The sequence below is a fragment of the Pseudodesulfovibrio sediminis genome, assembly GCF_020886695.1.
GTDB classification, from domain to species: domain Bacteria; phylum Desulfobacterota; class Desulfovibrionia; order Desulfovibrionales; family Desulfovibrionaceae; genus Pseudodesulfovibrio; species Pseudodesulfovibrio sediminis.
On record NZ_AP024485.1, the window covers coordinates 960,545 to 980,241 of the forward strand.

Here is a 19,697-nt window from a genome sequence, read left to right on the forward strand (position 1 = left end):
TGATTTCAGCCCTCTGTAATCACGTTTTTTTGCTAGGCATACCACCAATTCTGCATCCATGTACGCGCTCGACTTTTGCTCGGCGGTCGGCTATATACCATCCCCTTAACGCACAACATTTTTTAGAGGTCGTCATGCCCTGCAGAGAACTGACATATACAGACAACAAAGACTGGATCGCCATCGAAGAATGGCTTGAACAACGCAAAGACCCTGATACCAATGTGGATTCATTGGTTCGAAATATTCTTGCCGACGTAAAAACCAGAGGTGACGAAGCCTTGGTGGAGTACACCCGCAAATTCGACTGCGACAGCCTTGAGGTCGAATCCCTGCGCGTCCCCGCCGCGCTTATTCAGGCCGCACTCGCAGACATCCCGAAAGCAGATGTCGCCATCCTGGAAGAATCCATTGACCGCGTCAGGACTTTTCACCTGAATCAAAAGGAAAAATCCTGGTGGACCACAGCCGAAGACGGCACGGTTCTCGGCCAGATGGTACGCCCTGTCGACCGTGTTGGCCTGTATGTTCCCGGCGGTCAGGGCGGCGAAACACCCCTTATTTCCAGCCTGATCATGAACGCTATTCCGGCACAGGTGGCAGGCGTTGAGTCCATTGCCGTGACCTCGCCTCCGCGACAGGATGGTACGCTGAACCCATATATTCTGGCCACAGCCGCTCTGCTCGAACTGGACGAAATCTATCTTTCCGGTTCAGCCTGGGCCATTGCCGCCCTGGCCTTTGGCACACAGTCCATCGCCCCATGCGATGTCCTTGCCGGTCCGGGTAATATCTTCGTGGCCACGGCAAAAGCGCAGCTCATCGGACAAGTGGGAATCGACATGGTGGCAGGCCCCAGCGAAATCGTCATCCTGGCTGATGATTCCGCCACTCCTGCCTGGCTGGCAGCCGACATGCTCTCCCAGGCAGAGCACGACCCCATTGCCGCATCCATTCTGGTCACCCCGGAAAAAGCCTTGGCCGAAGCGGTCAGAAAAGAACTTGTCAGCCAGTGCAAGGCTCTGCCACGCAACGAGATCGCAGCCAAATCACTGAAAGACTGGGGAGCCATCATCACTGTTCCCAATATGGAAGCCGGCGCAGAGCTGGTCAACCAACTGGCTGCCGAACACCTTGAACTCGCACTGGCAGACCCGTGGACCATGCTCGGTTCCATTCGCCATGCCGGAGCCATCTTCATGGGGCACAACTCCCCTGAACCGGTGGGAGATTACTTTGCAGGTCCCAACCACGTCCTGCCGACCCTGCGCACAGTCCGCTTTTCTTCAGCGTTATCCGTTCAGAATTTCTGTAAAAAGTCCAGTGTTATTGCGACCAGCTCAGCCTATGTTGCCGAGCATGGCGACAAGATAGCGCGCCTCGCGCGACTGGAAGGACTCGAAGCCCACGCACGTAGCGTTGAAACACGCATCAAATAATACCTTATACTAAAGGGAGACTTGTTCATGGCCGTTCTTGAAACCAACATCACCGAATATCCGCTCATCTCCAAGGGCAAGGTTCGTGACATCTACGAGATCGACGACAACACCTTGCTGCTGGTGACCACGGACCGCCTTTCCGCATTTGATGTGGTCATGTCCGATCCCATTGCTGACAAAGGGAAGGTTCTCAACCAGATCACCCTGTTCTGGATGGACATGATGAAAGACCTGGTTCCCAACCACATCATCGCCACCAATGTGGATGACTACCCAGAGCCGCTGCATAAATATAAAGAGGAGTTGCAGGATCGTTCCGTACTGGCAAAAAAGGCCACTCCGCTTCCCATCGAATGCATCGTCCGCGGCTTCATTACCGGTTCCGGCTGGGCCGACTACCAGAAAACCGGTGAAGTCTGTGGGCACAAGCTGCCCCCGAACCTGCGGGAATCCGAGATGCTTGAAAAAGCCATCTTCACCCCGTCCACCAAAGCGGATCTGGGCGACCACGATGAAAACATCACCCTGGAAGCCGCTGCCGAACTGATTGGCGACGAGATGATGCGCAAGGTGGAAAAACTGGCGCTGGACATCTACACCCGAGCCCGCGACTATGCCAAACAAAGAGGCATTCTCATCGCAGATACCAAATTCGAGTTCGGCACCATTGACGGCGATTTGATTTTCATCGACGAAGCCCTGACCCCTGATTCCTCCCGCTTCTGGCCGGAAGAAGGATACGAACCAGGCAAGTCACAACCCAGTTTCGACAAGCAGTACTTCCGCGACTGGCTGGTGGAGATCGGCTTCAACAAGCAACCTCCGGCACCGGCCATTCCCGCTGATATCGCCGAACAGACTCGTGCCAAATACCTTGAAGCGTACAAGCTGTTGACCGGCGAAGACCTCAAAATCTAGGAGGCGTACATGCAGGAATGGTTACAACTCGCAGGGCTTATCGCCCTTGGCCTCATTGCTGGACGATTCCTGCGAAGCAAGTTCGGCGGTGGAAATTGAGGTCCGGGCAATGACAAATGTGGCTGGACGCCGCCTGATAAAAATGATGATAATAAATAGATAGACCAAGAGGGAAGCCGTCCGACTTGACAGGCGCGGCAAATGAAACTAATAAACCCCCTCTTGCCTTGCTCTCTTCCGCGTGGAAGAGGGCCTATGACCAAAAGGAGTTCAAAAATGGCAAACAATTACGAGACGCTCGTCCTTCTCTCCCCGGAGTTGGCTGAGGAAGACAGGAAAGGTATCCTGACTTCTCTCACCGACATCGTGGACCGCGAAGGCGGCTCAATGGTTGAGACCGATGACTGGGGCATGCGCCAGCTGGCCTACCCTGTCGAGAAGCAGACCCGTGGATACTACGTACGCCTTGTGTACGACGCTCCTGGCGCTCTGGTTGCAGAACTGGAACGCAATATCCGCATCACAGACGGCATCTTCAAGTTCATGACCGTCAAACTGGCTGCCTAGGAGGTCTTACCATGGCATTTCAGAAAAGATTTACCCCGAGGAAGAAGTTCTGCCGCTTCTGTGCGGACAAGGAACTGCCCCTGGATTACAAGCGCCCCGATATCCTTCGTGATTTCGTGACCGAACGCGGCAAGATCATTGCCCGTCGCATCACCGGCACCTGTGCTAAGCACCAGCGCCGCCTGACCAACGAAATTAAACGCGCCCGTCAGATGGCTCTCCTGTTCTACACCACCGTTCACAGCACTGATGTGAAAAAGCGTAGCTCCATGTAAGGGGGGAGAACCACATGAAACTTATCCTTCGCGCTGACGTCGACGCTCTTGGTCGACTCGGAGATATCGTCACAGTCAAGCCCGGCTACGGTCGCAACTACCTGATTCCTCAGGGACTTGCCAAGCCGGCTACCAAAGCAAACCTCAAGGCTTTCGAACTCGAACGCCGCAAACTGCAGGAACAGGCAGATTCTCTGCGCGCTCAGGCCGAAGGCTTGGCAGCAAAGATTGCCGCCACTCCTGTCGACATCGAAGTCCGCGTTGGTGAAGGCGACAAGCTGTACGGCTCTGTTACCAGCATCAACATTGGCGATGCCATGGAAGCTGCCGGTGTCAACATCGATCGCCGCAAGATCATCCTGTCCGATCCCATTCGCTCCCTGGGCGAATACGACATTGAGATCCGCCTGCACCCCGACGTGCGCGGCGAGCTGAAGCTCACCGTCTCCCGTCATGGTGGCCCGATCGTCGAAGACATTGAAGAACCTGTTGAAGAAAAGGCCGAGGCCGTCGAGGAATCCGTAGAGAATGCCGCAGACGCCGAAACCGAAGAGGCATAGATCAGCCCAGTACGATCACAATCCGGAAGAGGCCCTGGACAGGGCCTCTTCCGATCTCGTACGCAAAGTCCCCCCTCACTCTTACGAGGCTGAACAGTCCGTCCTAGGCGGCGTGTTCCAGTCCGACTCCCTCTTCCACCAACTGGTGGACGTCATTTCCGCAGATGATTTCTATTCTCCGGTTCATCGTGACATCTTTGCCGCCTTTACCCAGCTCTACGACGCACACAAGCCCACTGATATCGTTACCGTAGCCCACCAGTTGGAGCAGAACGGTACCCTTGAGACCGTCGGTGGCCCGGCCTATCTGTCCGAACTTTCCGACTCGGTCGTCAGTGCGTCAAACGCCCTGCACCATGCACAGATCGTTCGCGACAAGTGCATTCTGCGCAAGCTCATCGATATTTCCAGCGGCATCATCAACAACTGTTTCTCCGCCCGCGACGTGGACGAGGTACTGGACGAATCCGAAAAGGAAATCTTCCAGATCGCCCAGAGCAAGGAAATGCGGGGCATGATGCCCAGCGGCCAGCTCATTAAGCGAGTCTTTGAAGAGCTGGAAGCCAAGTTCAACAACAAGTCGGCCATCACCGGCATCGCCACGCACTATCACGACTTCGACCACATGACTGCCGGATTGCAGAAGTCGGACCTGATCATCATAGCGGGTCGCCCCTCCATGGGTAAGACCGCATTCGCTCTGAACGTGGCCCTTCGTGCCGCGGTACGCAGTGAATGCCCCACTGCTGTATTTTCGCTGGAAATGAGCATGGAACAACTCATGACCCGCCTGCTTGCTGTGCAAGGTAAAGTGCCTCTCTCCAATCTGCGAACCGGATTTCTTGAAGCACAGGACTGGCTTGATTTACAGGAAGCGGCTGACATCATTACCGATGCACCGATTTTTATTGATGACACCCCAGCGCTCTCTACCCTGGAACTGCAGGCCCGCTGCCGACGCCTCAAGGCTGAACATGACCTTGGGCTCATCGTGGTGGACTACCTCCAGCTCATGCGCTCCAGCGCTCGCCCCGATTCACGAGAACAGGAAATTTCCGACATTTCACGGCACCTCAAAGCGCTGGCCAAGGAACTCAACGTCCCGGTCATCGCGCTGTCTCAGCTCAACCGCAAGGTCGAAGAACGGACCGACAAGCATCCCATGATGTCTGACCTCCGTGAATCAGGAGCTATCGAGCAGGATGCTGATATCATTATTTTTCTCTACCGCGATGCCGCGTATAATAAGAGTGAGGACAACCCGCTCAAGAATCATGCGGAGATCATCATCGGCAAGCAACGTAACGGCCCCACAGGTAAATGCGAGCTGTTTTTCAAGAAAGAATATACCCTGTTCGAGAACATGGACGCCACAGTGTATCCGTCCGAGATTCCCGAAGGATTCCACCAGGATTCCGAATAACCACTAGCACCAAAGAATCGCCATGTATTTCGATCCCGTAGAGGCCATGGACCGTGCCGCTCTTGAAGAACTTCAAGTGGAGCGCTTGAAAAAGACCATCGACAACGCCAGGAACTCACCGTTTTACAGTGAACAACTGGCAGGATTCGATACCGCGGACATCAAGACCGCATCAGATATTGCCAAGCTGCCGTTTACCACCAAGGACGATCTGCGCAATCAGTACCCGCATGGCCTGCTGACCCGCTCCCTTGATGAATTTGTCCGGCTGCACGCATCCTCCGGCACAACGGGAACTCCGGTTGCCGTGTTCTATACCCAGCAAGACCTGAATACCTGGGCAGACCTCATGGCCCGCTGCATGTACGCCTGTGGCTGTCGCGAGTCCGATACGATGCAGAATATGTCCGGGTATGGACTGTTCACTGGAGGCCTCGGCATCCACTACGGGTCAGAACGTCTCGGCATGCTGACTATCCCGGCCGGTGCAGGCAATACCAAGCGCCAGATCAAACTCATCCGCGATCACAATGTTTCCGTTCTGCACATCATCCCCTCCTTTGCCCTCTACTTTGCGCAGAAGGTACAGGAAGCCGGATATGAAATCGAAGATATGCCGTGGCGTATCGCGCTCATTGGTGCGGAACCGCACACCGAAGAAGCACGGGCCAAGATCGAAGAAATGATGCACATCAAGGCCTACAACTCATACGGTCTGTCCGAAATGAACGGACCGGGCGTGGCGTTCGAGTGTTTGCAACAAAACGGCATGCATGTGTGGGAAGATGCCTATATTGCCGAGATCATCAATCCGAAAACCGGAGAGCATGTTGCAGAAGGCGAAATCGGCGAACTGGTCATGACTACGCTCACGCGTGAAGGCATGCCCATCATTCGCTACCGCACCCGCGACCTGACCCGATTCATTCCGGGAGACTGTGCATGCGGCCGAACCCATCGCCGCATTGACCGCATTGCCGGACGTGCAGACGACATGATGATTCTCAAGGGCGTGAATATATACCCCATGCAGATCGAACAATGCCTCATGTCCATGCCCGAAGTCGGCCAGAACTATCTCATTGAGCTGGTTCGCGAAGGTGTCTCCGACCAAATGAAGGTCAAGGTCGAGGTCAAGGACGAATTCTTTGTGGAGGATATGCGCGCGTTGCAAGGCCTGCAGAAAAAGATTGCCAAGAATCTGTGTTCTGAGATCCTGCTCACCCCGCATGTCGAGCTGTGCCAATCCGACTCCATTCCCAAAGCAGAAGGCAAAGCTGTTCGCGTCATTGATCGACGCAACGAGGAGTAACCGACCATGGAATACGTCTGGGCATCACTTCTCATACTCGGACTCTTTTTGTCACAGGTGCTCCAGCTCTTCAGCATGCCCGCCAACTGGGGTGCGCTGGCACTGGTCACCCTGTGGAAGGTTCTCTACCCCGAATCCATGGCGTGGTCTTTTGTCATCACCATGGCCGTCATAGCCGCGGTGGCGGAAGGACTGGAGTTCTTCCTCCAGGCCCACTATGCAGGCCGATACGGCGCGAGTACCCTCGGCAACATCGGCGGCATTGTCGGCGCCATTGCCGGAGCCATATTCGGCATGCCCTTCTTTCTCGGACTGGGTGCGCTCATCGGCGCTCTGGCCGGAGCCTATCTGGGTTGTCTGGTCGTCGAACTGACCAGAAAGACCCGTGAACAGGCCTTCACGGCAGCCAAGGGAGCGTTCTTCGGAAAGGCTCTGGGCTTCACGGTCAAGACATCCATTGGCGCGTTCATCGTTATCCTCTCCATCCCAAAAATCTGGCCGTAGGCGAGGCGGACTCAAAGCCCGCCCCGCACTCTTCTAGTCCATCAGGCCCTTTTCCGTAAGGAATTCGACCACCCTGCCGCTCTGCGCAGAGGCCATAGTCCCTCCCAGGGATACGGCCACGGTACACGCTTCCAGTATCTCCTCGACCGTGGCCCCCAACTCCAGCGCCATCTCAATCTGATAGAGAATGCATCCCCGGCAGCCGCTCACCAAAGCACCAACCAACGCCATCAGCCGCTTGTGTTTACCGCTGATCACACCATCCTTGTAAACTTCCATGGAATACGCGTCCTGAAGGGCGGTGACCTCCGGCATAACCCGCTTGAAAGTTACCCAGTTCCGTATGATGCTCTCTTTCAATTCACTCTGACTTTCGATCATTTTCGACTCCTTGTTCGTGTTTCCACCAACGTGCCTTGGAAACAGACATTCGACAAACGAATTGATTTTATTTATCGTATAAAAATGATTGATGAGTCGTCGTTCATACAACTCCCACCGGACCTCCTGCGGACGTTTGTGGCTGCCATGGATACCGGCAGTTTCACGACTGCGGCCAAGTTGGTGCACCGCACTCAATCAGCGGTCAGCATGCAAATGAAAAAGCTGGAGAATGATCTGGGGCAACAACTATTCCGGCGTGAAGGAAGAGGAGTCGTACCGACGCCCGAGGGCGACATGCTCTATCACTATGCACAACGCCTCCTCGCCCTGCATGAGGAAACCCTGGTCGCCCTCTGCAAACCGAGACTGCACGGCGTGGTCCGCTTCGGCACCCCCGAAGCCTACGCCACACGCTACCTTCCCAGCGCATTGCAACGCTTTGCCGCCGTCCACCCTTCCGTACAGGTTAATGTGTATTGTGATGATTCACCTCAGCTAAAAGAACAATTCCGCGCCAAAGAGTTGGATATCATCCTGACAACGGAAGAAAATGCCAACCAGATAGACACCAAGCCACTCCCCCTGGCCTGGCTGATGGCTGAACGCGGCGCGCCCGTGGAGCAACGCCCGCTGCCGCTGGCCCTGTATCATGCCGGCTGCCTGTTTCGCCGTAACGGACTGACCGCCCTTGAACAGGCGGGAATTCCCTATCGCATCGCATACAGCAGCCCCAGCCTTGCGGGGGTACTGGCTGCCATCCAGGCAGGATTGGCTGTGGGGCCGGTCTCCATAAACACATACATGCAGGGCTGCCGACTCGCTTTGCCTCAAGACGGGCTGCCCCCCATCGCCCCTGTTGGCATGCGCTTAAAAATCACCCAAAAGCCCCACTCCGAAGTGCTGGACTCCTTTGCCGGATTTCTGAGTCAGGAATTGGGCATGAAGGCATCGTGACCCGCTGAGTTACAACGATTCAAAGAACTGCGGCAATCGAGAAGCGGCCAGTGCATATCCGTGTTTGATGAGTGGTCCTGCTCTGTCAAAATCCATCAGACTGCACAGATTGATAGGAATATCGAGTACACAGTCCGGGGGATAGGCTGCGATCTTCTGACGGGCAATGGCCCCCTGCATGGCGTCAAAGGACTTGTAGACAATGGTATACGCTCTGAAATCATGTCGTTTCATGGTAATTTTGTCCGTCATGGTGCCGATAAATTCGGTGATGGCTTTGGACACGAGTGAACCATTGTCCGCCCCGCCATTTTTCTTTTCCGAGGGAATCTCCCCTCCTTTGACCGACGGTGCGCACAGGTTGACGGCAATGGTGCAGTCTGTCTGATCACCAAAGGTCGGTGCAATGGGAACAGGATTCAGAATACCACCGTCAATGATGTCCTCACCGTTGACGACCACAGGCTTGAACAACAAAGGCAGGGCAATGGAAGCCTTGATGGCATCGAAAAGCGGTCCTTTCCGAATCCAGACCTCCTTACGCCGGGAGATATTTGCCGCAACCGCCGTAAAGCTGATGGGCAGGTTCTCAATCCGTTCCTCGCCCACCAGATTGCGCAGGGTGTTGATGATCCGGTCGCCCTTGATAAGCCCATCCATTCCGAGAGAGACATCCAGCAAGGCGAGCATATCCCGTTTGGTAATGCCGCGAACCCAGTCCTCGTATTCATCGAGTTTGCCGATGGCATGAATCCCGCCTACCAGCGCGCCCATGGAACAGCCCGAAATGGATTTGATCTCGTACCCGTTTTCCTCCAACCAACGGATGACACCTATGTGAGCAAGCCCACGGGCACCGCCGCTGCCCATGACGAGCGATATGCTTTTCCCTTTCTTCATATATTTCTTAATCCTCCGTGGCTCCGAACAGACTGACAGACAAAAACCCTACAATCCCGTTTTCTGCAAGCCCAGCATGCACTTTTGACTTGCCATACTCTACCTTTTAAGCGAATCTTTTGGCCTTTCCGGGCCGACGCTGAATTACATAACCTTTTCCCATCGGGTGAGACAATGACTGCCGATCTTTTTCCTTCTTATCGTGGACACATGGAATACTTCTGCCTTGGTTGCGGCAAGCGATTCCCTACTGACGAGTTGTACTACACCTGCCCGGACTGCGGCGGGGTCTTTCTGCTCGACAACCTCCTGTTCGATGAGTTGAAAAAAACATCCGGCGAGCAGTGGAGACAAATTTTCGACGAACGGGCAGCTTCCAAGAAGACCGCCCTGCGCGGAATCTTCCGTTTTTACGAGCTCATGGCTCCTGTGCTTGAGGAAGAGGACATCGTCTATCTAGGAGAAGGCAACACGCCTGTCATCGAATCCAGTCCGGTCCTCAACGAGGCCACCGGCCTGACCACAGCCTACAAGAATGACGGGCAGAATCCGTCCGCTTCCTTCAAGGATCGCGGTATGGCCTGCGGCTTCTCCTACCTGCGCTCCCTCATCCGCCAGCACGGATGGGACCAGATTCTCACTGTCTGCGCATCCACGGGTGACACCTCGGCCGCAGCGGCTCTCTACGCTTCCTATGTGGGCGGCGCAATCAAGTCCGTGGTCATTCTGCCTCACGGCAAGGTCACACCGGCGCAACTCGCCCAACCTCTCGGCTCCGGCGCGGTCGTGCTGGAAGTCCCCGGTGTCTTCGACGACTGCATGAAGGTCGTGGAACACCTGGCCGACAACTACCGCGTGGCCCTACTCAACTCCAAAAACGCCTGGCGCATCCTCGGCCAGGAGTCCTATGCGTTTGAGTGCGCGCAGTGGTACGACTGGGACCTCAAGGGCAAATGTATTTTCGTCCCCATCGGCAACGCGGGCAACATCACTGCCATCATGGCCGGATTCCTCAAGCTGCACGCGCTGGGCATCATCACGGACCTGCCTCGCATCTTCGGCGTCCAGTCCCATCACGCTGATCCTGTCTACCGCTATTACGCTGCAGACGATCCCAAGGAACGCCAGTACGCACCGGTAACCGTCAGCGCTTCCGTGGCCCAGGCAGCCATGATCGGCAACCCGGTCTCCTTCCCGCGCGTCAAACATTTCGCCGAAAAATTCGAAGCCATCGGCGGCAAGGACTCTTTCCAGGTAATCCAGGTCACCGAACAGCAAATCATGGACTCCATGATTCAGGCCAACATGAACGGGCACATCGCCTGCACTCAGGGCGGAGAGTCCTTTGCCGGGGCCAAACGGGCACTGGAACTGGGACTGGTAACCAATGAAGAGCTCTGCATCCTCGATTCCACAGCCCACCAGCTCAAGTTCGTGGACTTCCAGACCATGTATTTCGAGAACACCTTCCCGCCCGAATTCGAAGTCAGTCCGAACATGGACCTCGCCAACAAGCCGGAACTGGTCATCTCTCCCGAGGAAAAGGACAAACTGTCCGAGGCAGACTATACGCGTACCACGGCTGACAAGGTTGTCGCCAAACTCGGTCTGGAAAAGAAGTAGCTGGAGTTTCCTGTGGCCAAAAAACAACGCGCGGATCAGTTGTTGGCCGCCGCCGGGCTGGTTGACAGCAGAGAGAAAGCCAAACGATTGATCATGGCAGGCAAGGTCCACTACATGGATCGAGGCCAGAAAACGCCCGTGAACAAACCGGGGCAGCAGTTTTTCCCTGACACCGAATTCGTGGTCCCTGACGACAACCGGTTCGTGTCACGGGGCGCGTACAAGATACTCACGGCCATCGACGAATTTTCCATTGATTTCAATGGCAAAATAGCACTGGATGCCGGAGCGTCCACAGGCGGTTTCACAGACTGCATGCTCCAGCATGGCGCCACACGGGTCTATGCCGTGGATGTGGGGTATGGGCAGCTCCATGAAAAGTTGCGGCAGGACGACAGGGTCATCAACCTTGAGCGAACCAACGTTCGTCACGCCGAACCCGATCTCATCCCGGAACCTGTGGACGTTATCGTGGCCGATGTGTCCTTTATTTCACTGACCAAAATTCTGCCCGCCTGCATGCAGTTCCTGCGTGACAAAGGCGAGTTGGTGGTGCTCATCAAGCCGCAGTTCGAGGTCGGCCCGGGGCAAACGGACAAAGGGGTTGTCCGTGATGAAGCCCTGCGCCAGGAGACCGTAGACATGGTCACCGAATTCTGTCGTACGGAACTCGGTCTGACCATCAAAGGCGTAGTTCCCTCCAAGATTCTCGGCCCCAAGGGCAATCAGGAATACATGGCCTACATGAAGAAATCGCCATGATTCAGGGCTTGCTATACGCACTCATTTCCGCCGCGTCGTTCGGGTCGATGGCGATTCTGGTCAAGCTCGGTTACGAGGCTGGCATGACCGGAGCGGTGATGATGCAGTATCGCTTCAGCTATGCAGTGGCCATTCTGTTTGTATTTCTGCTGTTCAAAGACCGCTCCCTGCTTCGAATCTCCCTCCCGGCACTGGGCAAGTGCGCTTTGCTCGGGTTGGTCGTCTACTGGACCCAGACCACCTGTTTCGTCAAGGCACTGGCGACAATCCCGGCATCGACCACCTCATTGGTGCTTTACGGACACCCCATGGTCGTCACCCTGCTCTCGGCCGTGTTGCTCAAAATGCGGTTGAATCAGGCAGTGCTGACGTCCCTGGTGCTGGTAATGGTCGGCTGCTGTCTGGTTTTTTATGATGCTTTTTTACGTGCTGTAGACAGCACCGGATTGCTCTACGCATTCGGCGCCATGGTGGTTTTTTCCCTCTACCTGCTACTGGTTCAGGTACTCCTGAAGGGCATGCGCCCGTTGACAGCCACCTTCTATGTCATGGTGTTCACCGCAGTGGCCTTTACTCTCTCCGGTGACATAACCGCCTGGCTGTACACTACCGAAGATCAGGTCATCATCAGTCTGGCACTGGGGTTGATTCCCGGCGTCATAGCGGTAACCTGTCTCTATATGGCAATCGAAAAAATAGGCAGTGCATATACCTGTATCTTCTCGTCTGTCGAACCGGTAATCACGCTCGCGGCTGCCGCGCTGTTTCTGAATGAACAGATTGTCATGCTCCAGATGGGGGGCGCACTGCTGATTATTGCAGGCATCATCCTGCCCAATCTCCGTGCAGCGAAAAAGACAGACTAATACCCTACTTCGATGAAGACATTGCAGCTGTCTCAGCACCCTCTTCGGACTCAAAAAAGACATTCATGCCTTCCGGCAATCGTATCTCCCCGCTAAAGAGAATCCCGAGTTCTTTTTCCTGGTCCTGAATCTGACGGGTCTTGACCGTACCTTTGAACTCATACTGCCTGGTCCCTTCCATGGTCGAAAAGAAACCCATGACAGGAGCGTCATCCTCGATTTTCGGAGAAGTGGTAGCCTCAAAGACAAACCGGCAACCACGGGTACTCATATCAACAATAAATCCTTGTATAGTGTCATCGCCCACCATGAGAGAAGCGGGAAAACGACACTCCACCCGCCCTTCGTTGCGGAGGTTATACTCACTGAACTCGTGGGGGTAGGAAAGAAAAACAAGCGATACAGGCGACGCCTGATACTGAAGGACATCCGCTCCAAAACCATAGATGGTGCCGTCGTTCAGGAATCTGAACTGATGGAACAGACCTTCTGCCAGGCGATTTCTGATACCCGGCACCATAGGCACCTTCAACAGAATGAATTCATCCCTGGACATCCCGACGTAACGACAATTCATCCGCTCCCTGTTGGAAAACTCCATTATCATGGGGGTGCCAGGCTTGATATTCATACGAACTCCTGATTATTGATCCCGCTTATTCATGAACTTGCCAAGCACCTTGAGATGGGCTTTCTCTTCACGCGCAAGCGTTTTCAAAACGACCCGCGACTCTTCGTCCTCTGCCCTGACAGCACACCGCAGATAATAATCCAATGCTTGTGCTTCTATCATGGAAGCCAGTTGCAACACGCCTTGATCATTATCAAAAGCATCAGGATACCGATCGAGGAACGCACTGATCGCCATTCCCCCTTCAATGGCAAGTCCTCTGGATTCAAGGGCTGCGTTCTCGAATGTATCCCGATCAACTTCCGAACCGAGGATTTTGGTATACAGAGCGAACAACGTGTCCTTGTGACGATCCTCAAAACCAGCCAACTCCATGAACAACTCTATGCGCTCAAGCGACTCGGCCATATCTGCCCGTTCAAGATAGAATTGTTGGAGATTGGCCTCCATGGCGTAGGCCTTGAGCAGGACTTCCTCAGAGGTCTCCTTGCCCGTAAATCCAATGAGATCCAACTCCATGGGACCAAACGAGATCAGCCCATTCCAGCTCATGATGCCGCCGACCATATTCGTGATATGGGGAAACCCATCACCTTCAAGGAGGTTCGATGCGGCCATACTGCGCCCGCCTGACGCACAGTAGACGATCACCTGCTTGTCCCGTTCCACCTCATGCAGACGATCCGGCAGCTCGACAAGGGGAATGAGCGTGGCGCCGGGGATATGATCACCCTCGTACTCCCACTTCTGCCTGACATCCAAAAGAGTAAATGATTCAGGATTATTATCATCCAAAAAAGCACGAACCTGATCCGCAGTCTGCATCTGTATCTGTGGCATTGATTCCTCTATTGCGTAGGAGAAAAGGACAGACTCATTCAGAGCCTTTTCCAATCAAGTACAAGCAGAGTAAAATAAGACGCAAGACCGCGTCAATACAGACGTGAATACTAGAGGATAAAGAGAAGAATAATGACGGTCAGAAAAACCAGAGAAGAAATCGTGTCCTGCACGGTCCACACGAAATCCGATTCCCACGCCGAAGGCTCATCCAATCGCCTTCCGGCCACGGCCAGAGTCTGATTCCATGTCTTTTGTCCCAGATTGCGAATAACGGCTTGCGGAACCGTGCGGAAACGGCCCATGAATCCCAGGTCGGGACAACGTCGTTTGGCCACTTCACGAACTTCAGCCATGGTTGCAAGGCAGGTAGGCAGAAAATGAATCATGAGCGCCAAGGCCAAAGCCAGCCGCCAGGCGCGTTCCTTGCCGACCAGAGGACGAATGGCCCAGGCCACGGCCAACCCCAGTGCCCGTGGAGAGGTGGACAAAGACAAAGACAGTCCGAGAGCGAGCAAGGCGACAAGTCGAGCACCCAATTCAAGCGCATCCCTGACCACAAACTCGACCGGCACACCGGTCAAACCGTCCAGCACAATCTTCATCAGCACCCAGAACATGACAAAAAGAGTCAGGCTGTTCAGCATCTTCAACCCAAGAGGACGGGCAAGCGACAGTCGCCATGCGAGAGCAAGCAGCAACAGACAGCACACCAGCACACCAAGGACATGGATTTTCCACAAGCAGGGTCCTAGAACCAGCGCCGTCACCATTTTCAAGCGGGGGTCCAGACTACGGGCATAGGCGGCCAGAGAAAACATTATTCTGCCGTATCCCATGAAACAATGGTCCCGGTGGTCAGCCAGGATGAAGGAGGCCTGACACCATGCGCTCGCACCTGATCGAGGATATTTACAGGCGGTCCGGACAACACGAGTTTGCCCCCATCCAACACTGTGAGGTCGTCCACGAGATCAACAAAACTCTCCAGATCATGGGAAGAAATAACCTGCGTCAATCCGGCCTTTGCATTCTCACGAATAATTGCACGCATTTCGCGGACACCGGCATAATCAAGCCCACTGAACGGCTCGTCCAAAAGGAGAATTCGAGGATTGTCGAGTAACGCTGCGGCCAGACAGAGTTTCCGCTTCATCCCCCAGGACAACGTCTGTACCGGCGTCTCCCATGCTTTGAGCAGGTTGAACCGTTCCGCCATCACCCGTGCAGCCTGAATGGCTTCCTCGGTACGTTTGCGGCCCAACAGGAGGTCTTCTTCCACCGTGCCGCCAAGGATCTGCAGATCAGCGTCCTGCATGACCAGCCGACACACCCATCGTATGGATTTCTCCTGGCCGGGATTCTTCCTATCAGCCACGACCAGTGTCCCTTCAGTGGGGGAATACAGTCCGGCAATAAGCCCCAACAGGGTGGATTTACCGCTTCCATTGGCGCCGACAAGCCCCTGGGTCACTCCCTTGGAAACAGACATCGTAATACAGGACAAGGCATCACAACCAGCGGCATATGAAAATGAAAGTGCGTTCAATTTGATCATTATTTTCCTCGCGTAAAAACACTCTCTCATAGAGATTGGGCTGTCAACTTCGGACATAAAAAAGGCCCCTGCCGTTAGGCAGGGGCCGGATAATCAGGAAGCGTGCTTTTCTAGAAAGTGAAACCAGCGTTCACACCACCGACGTAGGTTGTACCGCCGGTAAAGTCGGCGTTGGCCACAGCGCCTGCGGGGGATGTCTCAACATTCACGCCATAACGATCTCTGACCATAATATACATGAACGACGTATCGACAAACCATTGCTCTCCATGGAATCCCAGACCGGTGGAAAACATAAGGCGGTCATTGGACGGCAGAAGAACAGAGGCATGCTCTTGGCGAATGGGAGTCTGATCCCAGACAACGCCGGCACGCAGATCAAGCCAATCCAGAGCGGCGTATTCAGCGCCAGCCTGCAGACGCCAGGTGTTCTTGTAATAGAATTTGGACTTGCTGTTGATAGTCCCTTCATAGTCAAGGGTCTTCAATGAATCCCAGCGAGTGTGAACTACATCGAACTCGAAAGTCCAGTCCTCAGTAGGCTGGAAACCAAGGCCGAGAGTGATACTGGCTGGCAGGTCAGCATACACGTCTATATCGCCATTGGCGCCACCAGTCACATTACCATTACCATGGAAACTCAACGGCAGTCTTGCAGAAAGCCCAGCGCTCAGTTCATCTGTAAACTGGTACTTGGCCCCCAGGTTTCCACTGAATGCGTATCCCTCTGCATCAATTTTGAATCCGGCACCACGAATAAACTCATGCTCAAAGTCACCAAGCACGAGTTCAACGCCACCACCCACAGACAATTCATCGGTCAACTGAAATGCGACGCTCGGGTTAATGGAAGTCGTCGTCAACTTCACCTTCTGGGCTTCCCAGCCGGCCATGAAGTCGTCATTGTATTCGATGCCAAGACCAAAACGAGTGAACATACCGATACCAAACCATGCGACATCATTTAATTGATGCGTGAAATAGGCATGCGGGACCATGAACGTATTGGATTTCAAGGACTCGGTTTCACCATTGATGGTGATGTCGGTTCTTGGCGCAATAAACACGGCACCGGCCATGGCCTGGCTTCCTTCGAGATCGGTCATGAGTGCCGGGTTGGTGGCGATCACTGAGGGATCAAGCGCAATGGCATACCCAACGGTACCCATACCAACACTTTTATTACTCCACTCATAAAGAGAAAATCCGCCTGCCTGAACCGTCGTTACTGACGTCAACAGACAAACGAATAGACTGAAAATAAACACGATGGATGCACGTTTCATCCTTCCCCCTTAGGCTGCTGTCAACACCATCGACAGCGGTCTTACAATGTAACGGCACCCTCCCAGATATGACGGAAGCAGTCCGTCCCGATAACATTGATGTTATTTTTTGCACAAGCAGGAATTCCATACCTAACGGGGGAAAAAATATCAAACACAAAAACAATATCAAACACTTGTTTTAATTTGCTTTCATCCTCTTGAGAAAGCGTCCGCAGAATCCAACTGACCCTGCCTTCAAACGGCACAATTCTGGCATCACTCGAAGAGTCGCAATGCACGGGGAAAGAACTTCCCATAAGGAGAACCCATGAACGACATCATACCGAGACTGGATATCAAGGAAAAGAGTTTCCACGGCACTCTGGTCGTCGGCGGGTTGACCGGAATTGTCGAGGGCAGTGTACGGAACGGATTTACGCTGCACACAGCGTTTCCCGGCATGATGCTGACCCTGCTGGCAGCATTCCTCGGAGGATTCACCGGCTTTTTCATCAAAGACCTTGTCCGTACCTCTCGGGGAATGAAGCCCTACCGAGGGGTGAACAATGACGGATGGATGATGGGGGCTTTTCTTGGAGCGCTGATAGGAACCCTGCTCCAGGTGATGATCAGCCCGGATGGAGCCAACCTGATCATTGGCTCCATCATGGGGGCTTACATAGGCGCAACCTTCGGGGCTTTCCCGGATGAATTCGTTACGCCCATCCTGCTGCGCATGGCCAACAGTTCAAGCGGGACTGTGGCCGAGCGCAAACAGTTAGACTGATCTTATCTCATTTCCACCCAGATAACGGCACCGAGTTCAAGCTCACGGCCCTTATAGGGTTTTTCAGCAGTATTCAGACCGGCAAATCCCCACCAGCCTTTCCAGGGGCAGACAAAGGTGAAAACACCCTGTCCGTCAGCGATGACTTCCTGAGTGACCATACGGTCCGTGGGAGCCGAACGCTTCTTGTCTTTATTGTAGTATTCCACTTCCACCCGAGTATAGGGAGCGGGCTTGCCATTGAGCAGCACGATTCCCTGAAACACGTTACCTGCATAGTTACCAAAAGGACGTGTAAGCGGAACGATTTCTGTTTCCAGTCCCACGGGCGTGTTCCACTCCTCGCCTTCCCCATATGCATCGATCACGACTTTGGTGATATGACGAATGTAGTTGTTCTCGGCATCTTCCTTGTAGGGAACCGGATTGAAAACAAAGCCGTACAGTCCAGGCCGTTTGGGGGTGTATGATGTACTCCAAGCCTGATTGCCCATGACTTTGGTTGCCTGCAGGGTACCGAGCAAATCCTCGCGCTTGTCATTATCAATGACTACAAAGAAGGCTTCGGGCTTTTCAAGTGTCATCCCCACCATTTCGAATGGATGAGAAAAAGACAGGACCATGTCCACGCTCTTCTTCTCTTGTGTAACCATATCCGTATCAGGAATAATCATTCCGAAATGGGCAAAAGCAGCAGAGACCATCAACAAGACAAACAAGCCCGTTAACAAGCATTTTTTCATTTTTGATTCCCCTTGCGAGTTTGAGAACATACTTCTAAATCATTGATACATAGTTGATGCATATCAATATCAAAACAGTAACACACGTCAAGTTGATTTTATAATTTCATGTGCAGGCAAGCAAAAAAAAAGACGCGCCATAGCGCGTCTTTAAAGAGCATAGTATCTTCTGGCTAGGACTCGATGGCGCCACCACAGCTCGATCCGGCTCCGGCTGTACACCCAAAGCAGTGAGGACCGGTGACCACGTACCTGTGTACCATCTTCTCCATATCAAATTCATCCAGTTTTCCCGGAGCTGCCTGCTCGGTGGGTAAACGCAACGCCTGATTGAAATCGCAATCATACAGTTGACCATCCCAACCGATATTCACCTGATGCCGACACATCAGGCCCTCGACAGTTGCCGGATTGAAGGATTGCACCAGCAGGTCCATGTATTCATCAGCCTGCCCAAGCTCCTGCAGCTCTTCCATATACCGGCCAATGGGAAGATTGGTAATGGTCAGCAGACGATTGAAGACAATCGAATACCGTTCCAACATCTCTTTTTTATAGGCCTGCTCCAGACACTCCTGACCTGGCGGCAGACTTGGCCCTCCCGGATTGAAGACCAGATCGAGCGTCAACCCGTCACGAGTCCCATATCCCAATTCATTGAGCTTCTTGAGCATCTTGATACTGCTGCTGAAACAACCGTCACCACGCATTTTAGTCACATTTTCTTCCAAATAACAGGGCATGGAAGCCACAAGGCCTATGGCATTATCGGCAAAGAACTGTGGAAAATCCGTCAGACCGGGTTCTTCCATGGCAGACAGATTCGTCCTGACCTGTACCATCTGCCCCGACTGCTTGAGTTTGAAAATGAAGTCCTTGAGATTCGGGTTGAGCTCCGGCGCGCCCCCGGTGATGTCCACCATCTGCGGGTTGATTGAATCGGCAAGAGCCACAATGCGATCCATGGTCTCGGCTGACATGATTTCTTCCCGAAATGGAGAACACTCCAGATGGCAGTGCACACAGGACTGATTGCATTTAAGCCCGACATTAACCTGCAGAATGCCAAGGTCCGCTGCCTTCAGCTTGCCACCGATCTTCGTATCAAATGTATTCATGAAACTTCCTCGTTATGGTAACGTATGAGCAAACCGAATAGCCTCATATGCGCACAGACGCAATATTCATACTCCAAAAGTTACATTCAACTTTTTCACTTGATTGTACTGAAGAGTTGACGAACCATGATCAACGATGTAGGAGAACCATTCCCGTAAGGAGGGAAGCCGGATGGCGGTTGCGCTGTGAACCCCGTCAGGTCCGAAAGGAAGCAGCGGTAATAGTTGCTGCCGGGTGTCCGGTTTCCACTCAAAGGCGCGT

At 53.7% G+C, this 19,697-nt stretch carries 22 protein-coding genes and 1 other RNA gene; 14 read left to right on the forward strand and 9 right to left on the reverse strand.

The window, feature by feature from the left end:
* Positions 1-134 precede the first annotated feature (134 nt).
* The 8 genes from hisD (at position 135) to SRBAKS_RS04845 (ending at position 7,001) form a co-directional block, all read left to right on the forward strand.
* Positions 135-1,439: a histidinol dehydrogenase gene (gene hisD / locus SRBAKS_RS04810; protein WP_229594204.1), complete on the forward strand. Its 1,305-nt coding sequence runs from the start codon at positions 135-137 to the stop codon at positions 1,437-1,439.
* A 27-nt stretch (positions 1,440-1,466) separates the two neighbouring features.
* A complete protein-coding gene (locus tag SRBAKS_RS04815) occupies positions 1,467-2,360 on the forward strand; it encodes a phosphoribosylaminoimidazolesuccinocarboxamide synthase (protein ID WP_229594206.1) in 894 nt (297 codons plus the stop codon).
* Positions 2,361-2,636: 276 nt separating this feature from the next.
* Positions 2,637-2,927: a 30S ribosomal protein S6 gene (rpsF, locus tag SRBAKS_RS04820; protein WP_229594208.1), complete on the forward strand. Its 291-nt coding sequence runs from the start codon at positions 2,637-2,639 to the stop codon at positions 2,925-2,927.
* A gap of 11 nt (positions 2,928-2,938) precedes the next feature.
* Positions 2,939-3,202, forward strand: coding sequence for a 30S ribosomal protein S18 (gene rpsR / locus SRBAKS_RS04825; protein WP_229594210.1), 264 nt, complete (start codon positions 2,939-2,941; stop codon positions 3,200-3,202).
* 14 nt (positions 3,203-3,216) lie between these two features.
* A complete protein-coding gene (gene rplI / locus SRBAKS_RS04830) occupies positions 3,217-3,762 on the forward strand; it encodes a 50S ribosomal protein L9 (RefSeq protein WP_229594212.1) in 546 nt (181 codons plus the stop codon).
* Complete coding sequence (dnaB, locus tag SRBAKS_RS04835) at positions 3,731-5,185, forward strand: replicative DNA helicase (protein WP_229594214.1); 1,455 nt, start codon at positions 3,731-3,733, stop codon at positions 5,183-5,185. The genes rplI and dnaB overlap by 32 nt, the downstream gene beginning before the upstream one ends.
* Positions 5,186-5,207: 22 nt before the next feature.
* Positions 5,208-6,497 carry a phenylacetate--CoA ligase family protein gene (locus tag SRBAKS_RS04840; RefSeq protein WP_229594216.1) on the forward strand — a complete coding sequence of 430 codons (1,290 nt, stop codon included), beginning with the start codon at positions 5,208-5,210 and terminating at the stop codon, positions 6,495-6,497.
* A gap of 6 nt (positions 6,498-6,503) precedes the next feature.
* Positions 6,504-7,001: a DUF456 domain-containing protein gene (locus SRBAKS_RS04845; RefSeq protein WP_229594218.1), complete on the forward strand. Its 498-nt coding sequence runs from the start codon at positions 6,504-6,506 to the stop codon at positions 6,999-7,001.
* Positions 7,002-7,034: 33 nt separating this feature from the next.
* Here SRBAKS_RS04845 and SRBAKS_RS04850 read toward each other — a convergent pair whose 3' ends face one another.
* The gene (locus tag SRBAKS_RS04850) at positions 7,035-7,382 is read right to left on the reverse strand and encodes a carboxymuconolactone decarboxylase family protein (protein WP_229594220.1); all 348 of its coding nucleotides are present in this window, start codon (positions 7,380-7,382) and stop codon (positions 7,035-7,037) included.
* An 84-nt stretch (positions 7,383-7,466) separates the two neighbouring features.
* Here SRBAKS_RS04850 and SRBAKS_RS04855 point away from each other — a divergent pair, with 84 nt between their 5' ends.
* Complete coding sequence (locus SRBAKS_RS04855) at positions 7,467-8,339, forward strand: LysR family transcriptional regulator (protein ID WP_229594222.1); 873 nt, start codon at positions 7,467-7,469, stop codon at positions 8,337-8,339.
* Positions 8,340-8,348: 9 nt separating this feature from the next.
* Here SRBAKS_RS04855 and SRBAKS_RS04860 read toward each other — a convergent pair whose 3' ends face one another.
* Positions 8,349-9,239, reverse strand: coding sequence for a patatin-like phospholipase family protein (locus tag SRBAKS_RS04860; RefSeq protein ID WP_229594224.1), 891 nt, complete (start codon positions 9,237-9,239; stop codon positions 8,349-8,351).
* A 174-nt stretch (positions 9,240-9,413) separates the two neighbouring features.
* Between SRBAKS_RS04860 and thrC the strand changes: the two genes are divergently transcribed.
* Genes thrC through SRBAKS_RS04875 form a run of 3 tightly spaced genes read left to right on the forward strand, consistent with a single transcriptional unit; the run spans position 9,414 to position 12,490 of the window.
* Positions 9,414-10,862 (forward strand): threonine synthase, encoded by a 1,449-nt coding sequence (gene thrC, locus SRBAKS_RS04865; RefSeq protein ID WP_229594226.1) that lies wholly within the window; start codon positions 9,414-9,416, stop codon positions 10,860-10,862.
* Between the two features lie 12 nt (positions 10,863-10,874).
* The gene (locus SRBAKS_RS04870; RefSeq protein ID WP_229594228.1) at positions 10,875-11,624 is read left to right on the forward strand and encodes a TlyA family RNA methyltransferase; all 750 of its coding nucleotides are present in this window, start codon (positions 10,875-10,877) and stop codon (positions 11,622-11,624) included.
* Positions 11,621-12,490: a DMT family transporter gene (locus SRBAKS_RS04875; protein ID WP_229594230.1), complete on the forward strand. Its 870-nt coding sequence runs from the start codon at positions 11,621-11,623 to the stop codon at positions 12,488-12,490. Before SRBAKS_RS04870 ends, SRBAKS_RS04875 begins: the two co-directional genes overlap by 4 nt.
* 4 nt (positions 12,491-12,494) lie before the next feature.
* Here SRBAKS_RS04875 and SRBAKS_RS04880 read toward each other — a convergent pair whose 3' ends face one another.
* From SRBAKS_RS04880 to SRBAKS_RS04900, 5 genes are all read right to left on the reverse strand, one after another.
* Complete coding sequence (locus tag SRBAKS_RS04880) at positions 12,495-13,121, reverse strand: flagellar brake protein (RefSeq protein ID WP_229594232.1); 627 nt, start codon at positions 13,119-13,121, stop codon at positions 12,495-12,497.
* A 12-nt stretch (positions 13,122-13,133) separates the two neighbouring features.
* Positions 13,134-13,961 carry a rhodanese-like domain-containing protein gene (locus SRBAKS_RS04885; RefSeq protein ID WP_229594234.1) on the reverse strand — a complete coding sequence of 276 codons (828 nt, stop codon included), beginning with the start codon at positions 13,959-13,961 and terminating at the stop codon, positions 13,134-13,136.
* Between the two features lie 110 nt (positions 13,962-14,071).
* On the reverse strand, positions 14,072-14,800 hold the full coding sequence (locus SRBAKS_RS04890; protein WP_229594236.1) for a CbiQ family ECF transporter T component: 729 nt from the start codon (positions 14,798-14,800) through the stop codon (positions 14,072-14,074).
* Positions 14,782-15,519, reverse strand: a complete 738-nt coding sequence (locus SRBAKS_RS04895) for an energy-coupling factor ABC transporter ATP-binding protein (protein ID WP_229594238.1) — start codon at positions 15,517-15,519, stop codon at positions 14,782-14,784. The genes SRBAKS_RS04890 and SRBAKS_RS04895 overlap by 19 nt, the downstream gene beginning before the upstream one ends.
* Positions 15,520-15,629: 110 nt before the next feature.
* Complete coding sequence (locus SRBAKS_RS04900) at positions 15,630-16,805, reverse strand: OmpP1/FadL family transporter (RefSeq protein ID WP_283816527.1); 1,176 nt, start codon at positions 16,803-16,805, stop codon at positions 15,630-15,632.
* Between the two features lie 310 nt (positions 16,806-17,115).
* On the opposite strand from SRBAKS_RS04900, the gene SRBAKS_RS04905 reads away from it, so the two are divergent.
* The gene (locus SRBAKS_RS04905) at positions 17,116-17,574 is read left to right on the forward strand and encodes a hypothetical protein (protein ID WP_229594242.1); all 459 of its coding nucleotides are present in this window, start codon (positions 17,116-17,118) and stop codon (positions 17,572-17,574) included.
* Between the two features lie 2 nt (positions 17,575-17,576).
* Here the strand turns inward: SRBAKS_RS04905 and SRBAKS_RS04910 are convergent, their stop codons facing one another.
* Together SRBAKS_RS04910 and arsS are read right to left on the reverse strand one after the other, a co-directional pair.
* Positions 17,577-18,317: a DUF4198 domain-containing protein gene (locus tag SRBAKS_RS04910; protein WP_229594244.1), complete on the reverse strand. Its 741-nt coding sequence runs from the start codon at positions 18,315-18,317 to the stop codon at positions 17,577-17,579.
* A 173-nt stretch (positions 18,318-18,490) separates the two neighbouring features.
* The gene (gene arsS, locus SRBAKS_RS04915) at positions 18,491-19,435 is read right to left on the reverse strand and encodes an arsenosugar biosynthesis radical SAM (seleno)protein ArsS (protein ID WP_229594246.1); all 945 of its coding nucleotides are present in this window, start codon (positions 19,433-19,435) and stop codon (positions 18,491-18,493) included.
* Between the two features lie 160 nt (positions 19,436-19,595).
* Between arsS and ffs the strand changes: the two genes are divergently transcribed.
* An RNA gene (ffs, locus tag SRBAKS_RS04920) (signal recognition particle sRNA small type) lies at positions 19,596-19,689 on the forward strand.
* Positions 19,690-19,697: the final 8 nt, after the last annotated feature.

Excerpts from the sequence above, each read along its gene's own strand:
- SRBAKS_RS04860 (WP_229594224.1), bottom strand. The coding sequence starts at position 9,239 with ATGAAGAAAGGGAAAAGCATATCGCTCGTCATGGGCAGCGGCGGTGCC.
- SRBAKS_RS04875 (WP_229594230.1), top strand. The coding sequence starts at position 11,621 with ATGATTCAGGGCTTGCTATACGCACTCATTTCCGCCGCGTCGTTCGGG.
- thrC (WP_229594226.1), top strand. The coding sequence starts at position 9,414 with ATGACTGCCGATCTTTTTCCTTCTTATCGTGGACACATGGAATACTTC.
- dnaB (WP_229594214.1), top strand. The coding sequence starts at position 3,731 with ATGCCGCAGACGCCGAAACCGAAGAGGCATAGATCAGCCCAGTACGAT.
- rpsF (WP_229594208.1), top strand. The coding sequence starts at position 2,637 with ATGGCAAACAATTACGAGACGCTCGTCCTTCTCTCCCCGGAGTTGGCT.
- SRBAKS_RS04880 (WP_229594232.1), bottom strand. The coding sequence starts at position 13,121 with ATGAATATCAAGCCTGGCACCCCCATGATAATGGAGTTTTCCAACAGG.
- SRBAKS_RS04905 (WP_229594242.1), top strand. The coding sequence starts at position 17,116 with ATGAACGACATCATACCGAGACTGGATATCAAGGAAAAGAGTTTCCAC.
- SRBAKS_RS04855 (WP_229594222.1), top strand. The coding sequence starts at position 7,467 with ATGATTGATGAGTCGTCGTTCATACAACTCCCACCGGACCTCCTGCGG.
- rpsR (WP_229594210.1), top strand. The coding sequence starts at position 2,939 with ATGGCATTTCAGAAAAGATTTACCCCGAGGAAGAAGTTCTGCCGCTTC.
- SRBAKS_RS04885 (WP_229594234.1), bottom strand. The coding sequence starts at position 13,961 with ATGCCACAGATACAGATGCAGACTGCGGATCAGGTTCGTGCTTTTTTG.
- SRBAKS_RS04890 (WP_229594236.1), bottom strand. The coding sequence starts at position 14,800 with ATGGGATACGGCAGAATAATGTTTTCTCTGGCCGCCTATGCCCGTAGT.
- SRBAKS_RS04895 (WP_229594238.1), bottom strand. The coding sequence starts at position 15,519 with ATGATCAAATTGAACGCACTTTCATTTTCATATGCCGCTGGTTGTGAT.
- hisD (WP_229594204.1), top strand. The coding sequence starts at position 135 with ATGCCCTGCAGAGAACTGACATATACAGACAACAAAGACTGGATCGCC.
- SRBAKS_RS04815 (WP_229594206.1), top strand. The coding sequence starts at position 1,467 with ATGGCCGTTCTTGAAACCAACATCACCGAATATCCGCTCATCTCCAAG.
- SRBAKS_RS04900 (WP_283816527.1), bottom strand. The coding sequence starts at position 16,805 with ATGAAACGTGCATCCATCGTGTTTATTTTCAGTCTATTCGTTTGTCTG.
- SRBAKS_RS04910 (WP_229594244.1), bottom strand. The coding sequence starts at position 18,317 with ATGAAAAAATGCTTGTTAACGGGCTTGTTTGTCTTGTTGATGGTCTCT.
- SRBAKS_RS04845 (WP_229594218.1), top strand. The coding sequence starts at position 6,504 with ATGGAATACGTCTGGGCATCACTTCTCATACTCGGACTCTTTTTGTCA.
- SRBAKS_RS04850 (WP_229594220.1), bottom strand. The coding sequence starts at position 7,382 with ATGATCGAAAGTCAGAGTGAATTGAAAGAGAGCATCATACGGAACTGG.
- rplI (WP_229594212.1), top strand. The coding sequence starts at position 3,217 with ATGAAACTTATCCTTCGCGCTGACGTCGACGCTCTTGGTCGACTCGGA.
- arsS (WP_229594246.1), bottom strand. The coding sequence starts at position 19,435 with ATGAATACATTTGATACGAAGATCGGTGGCAAGCTGAAGGCAGCGGAC.
- SRBAKS_RS04840 (WP_229594216.1), top strand. The coding sequence starts at position 5,208 with ATGTATTTCGATCCCGTAGAGGCCATGGACCGTGCCGCTCTTGAAGAA.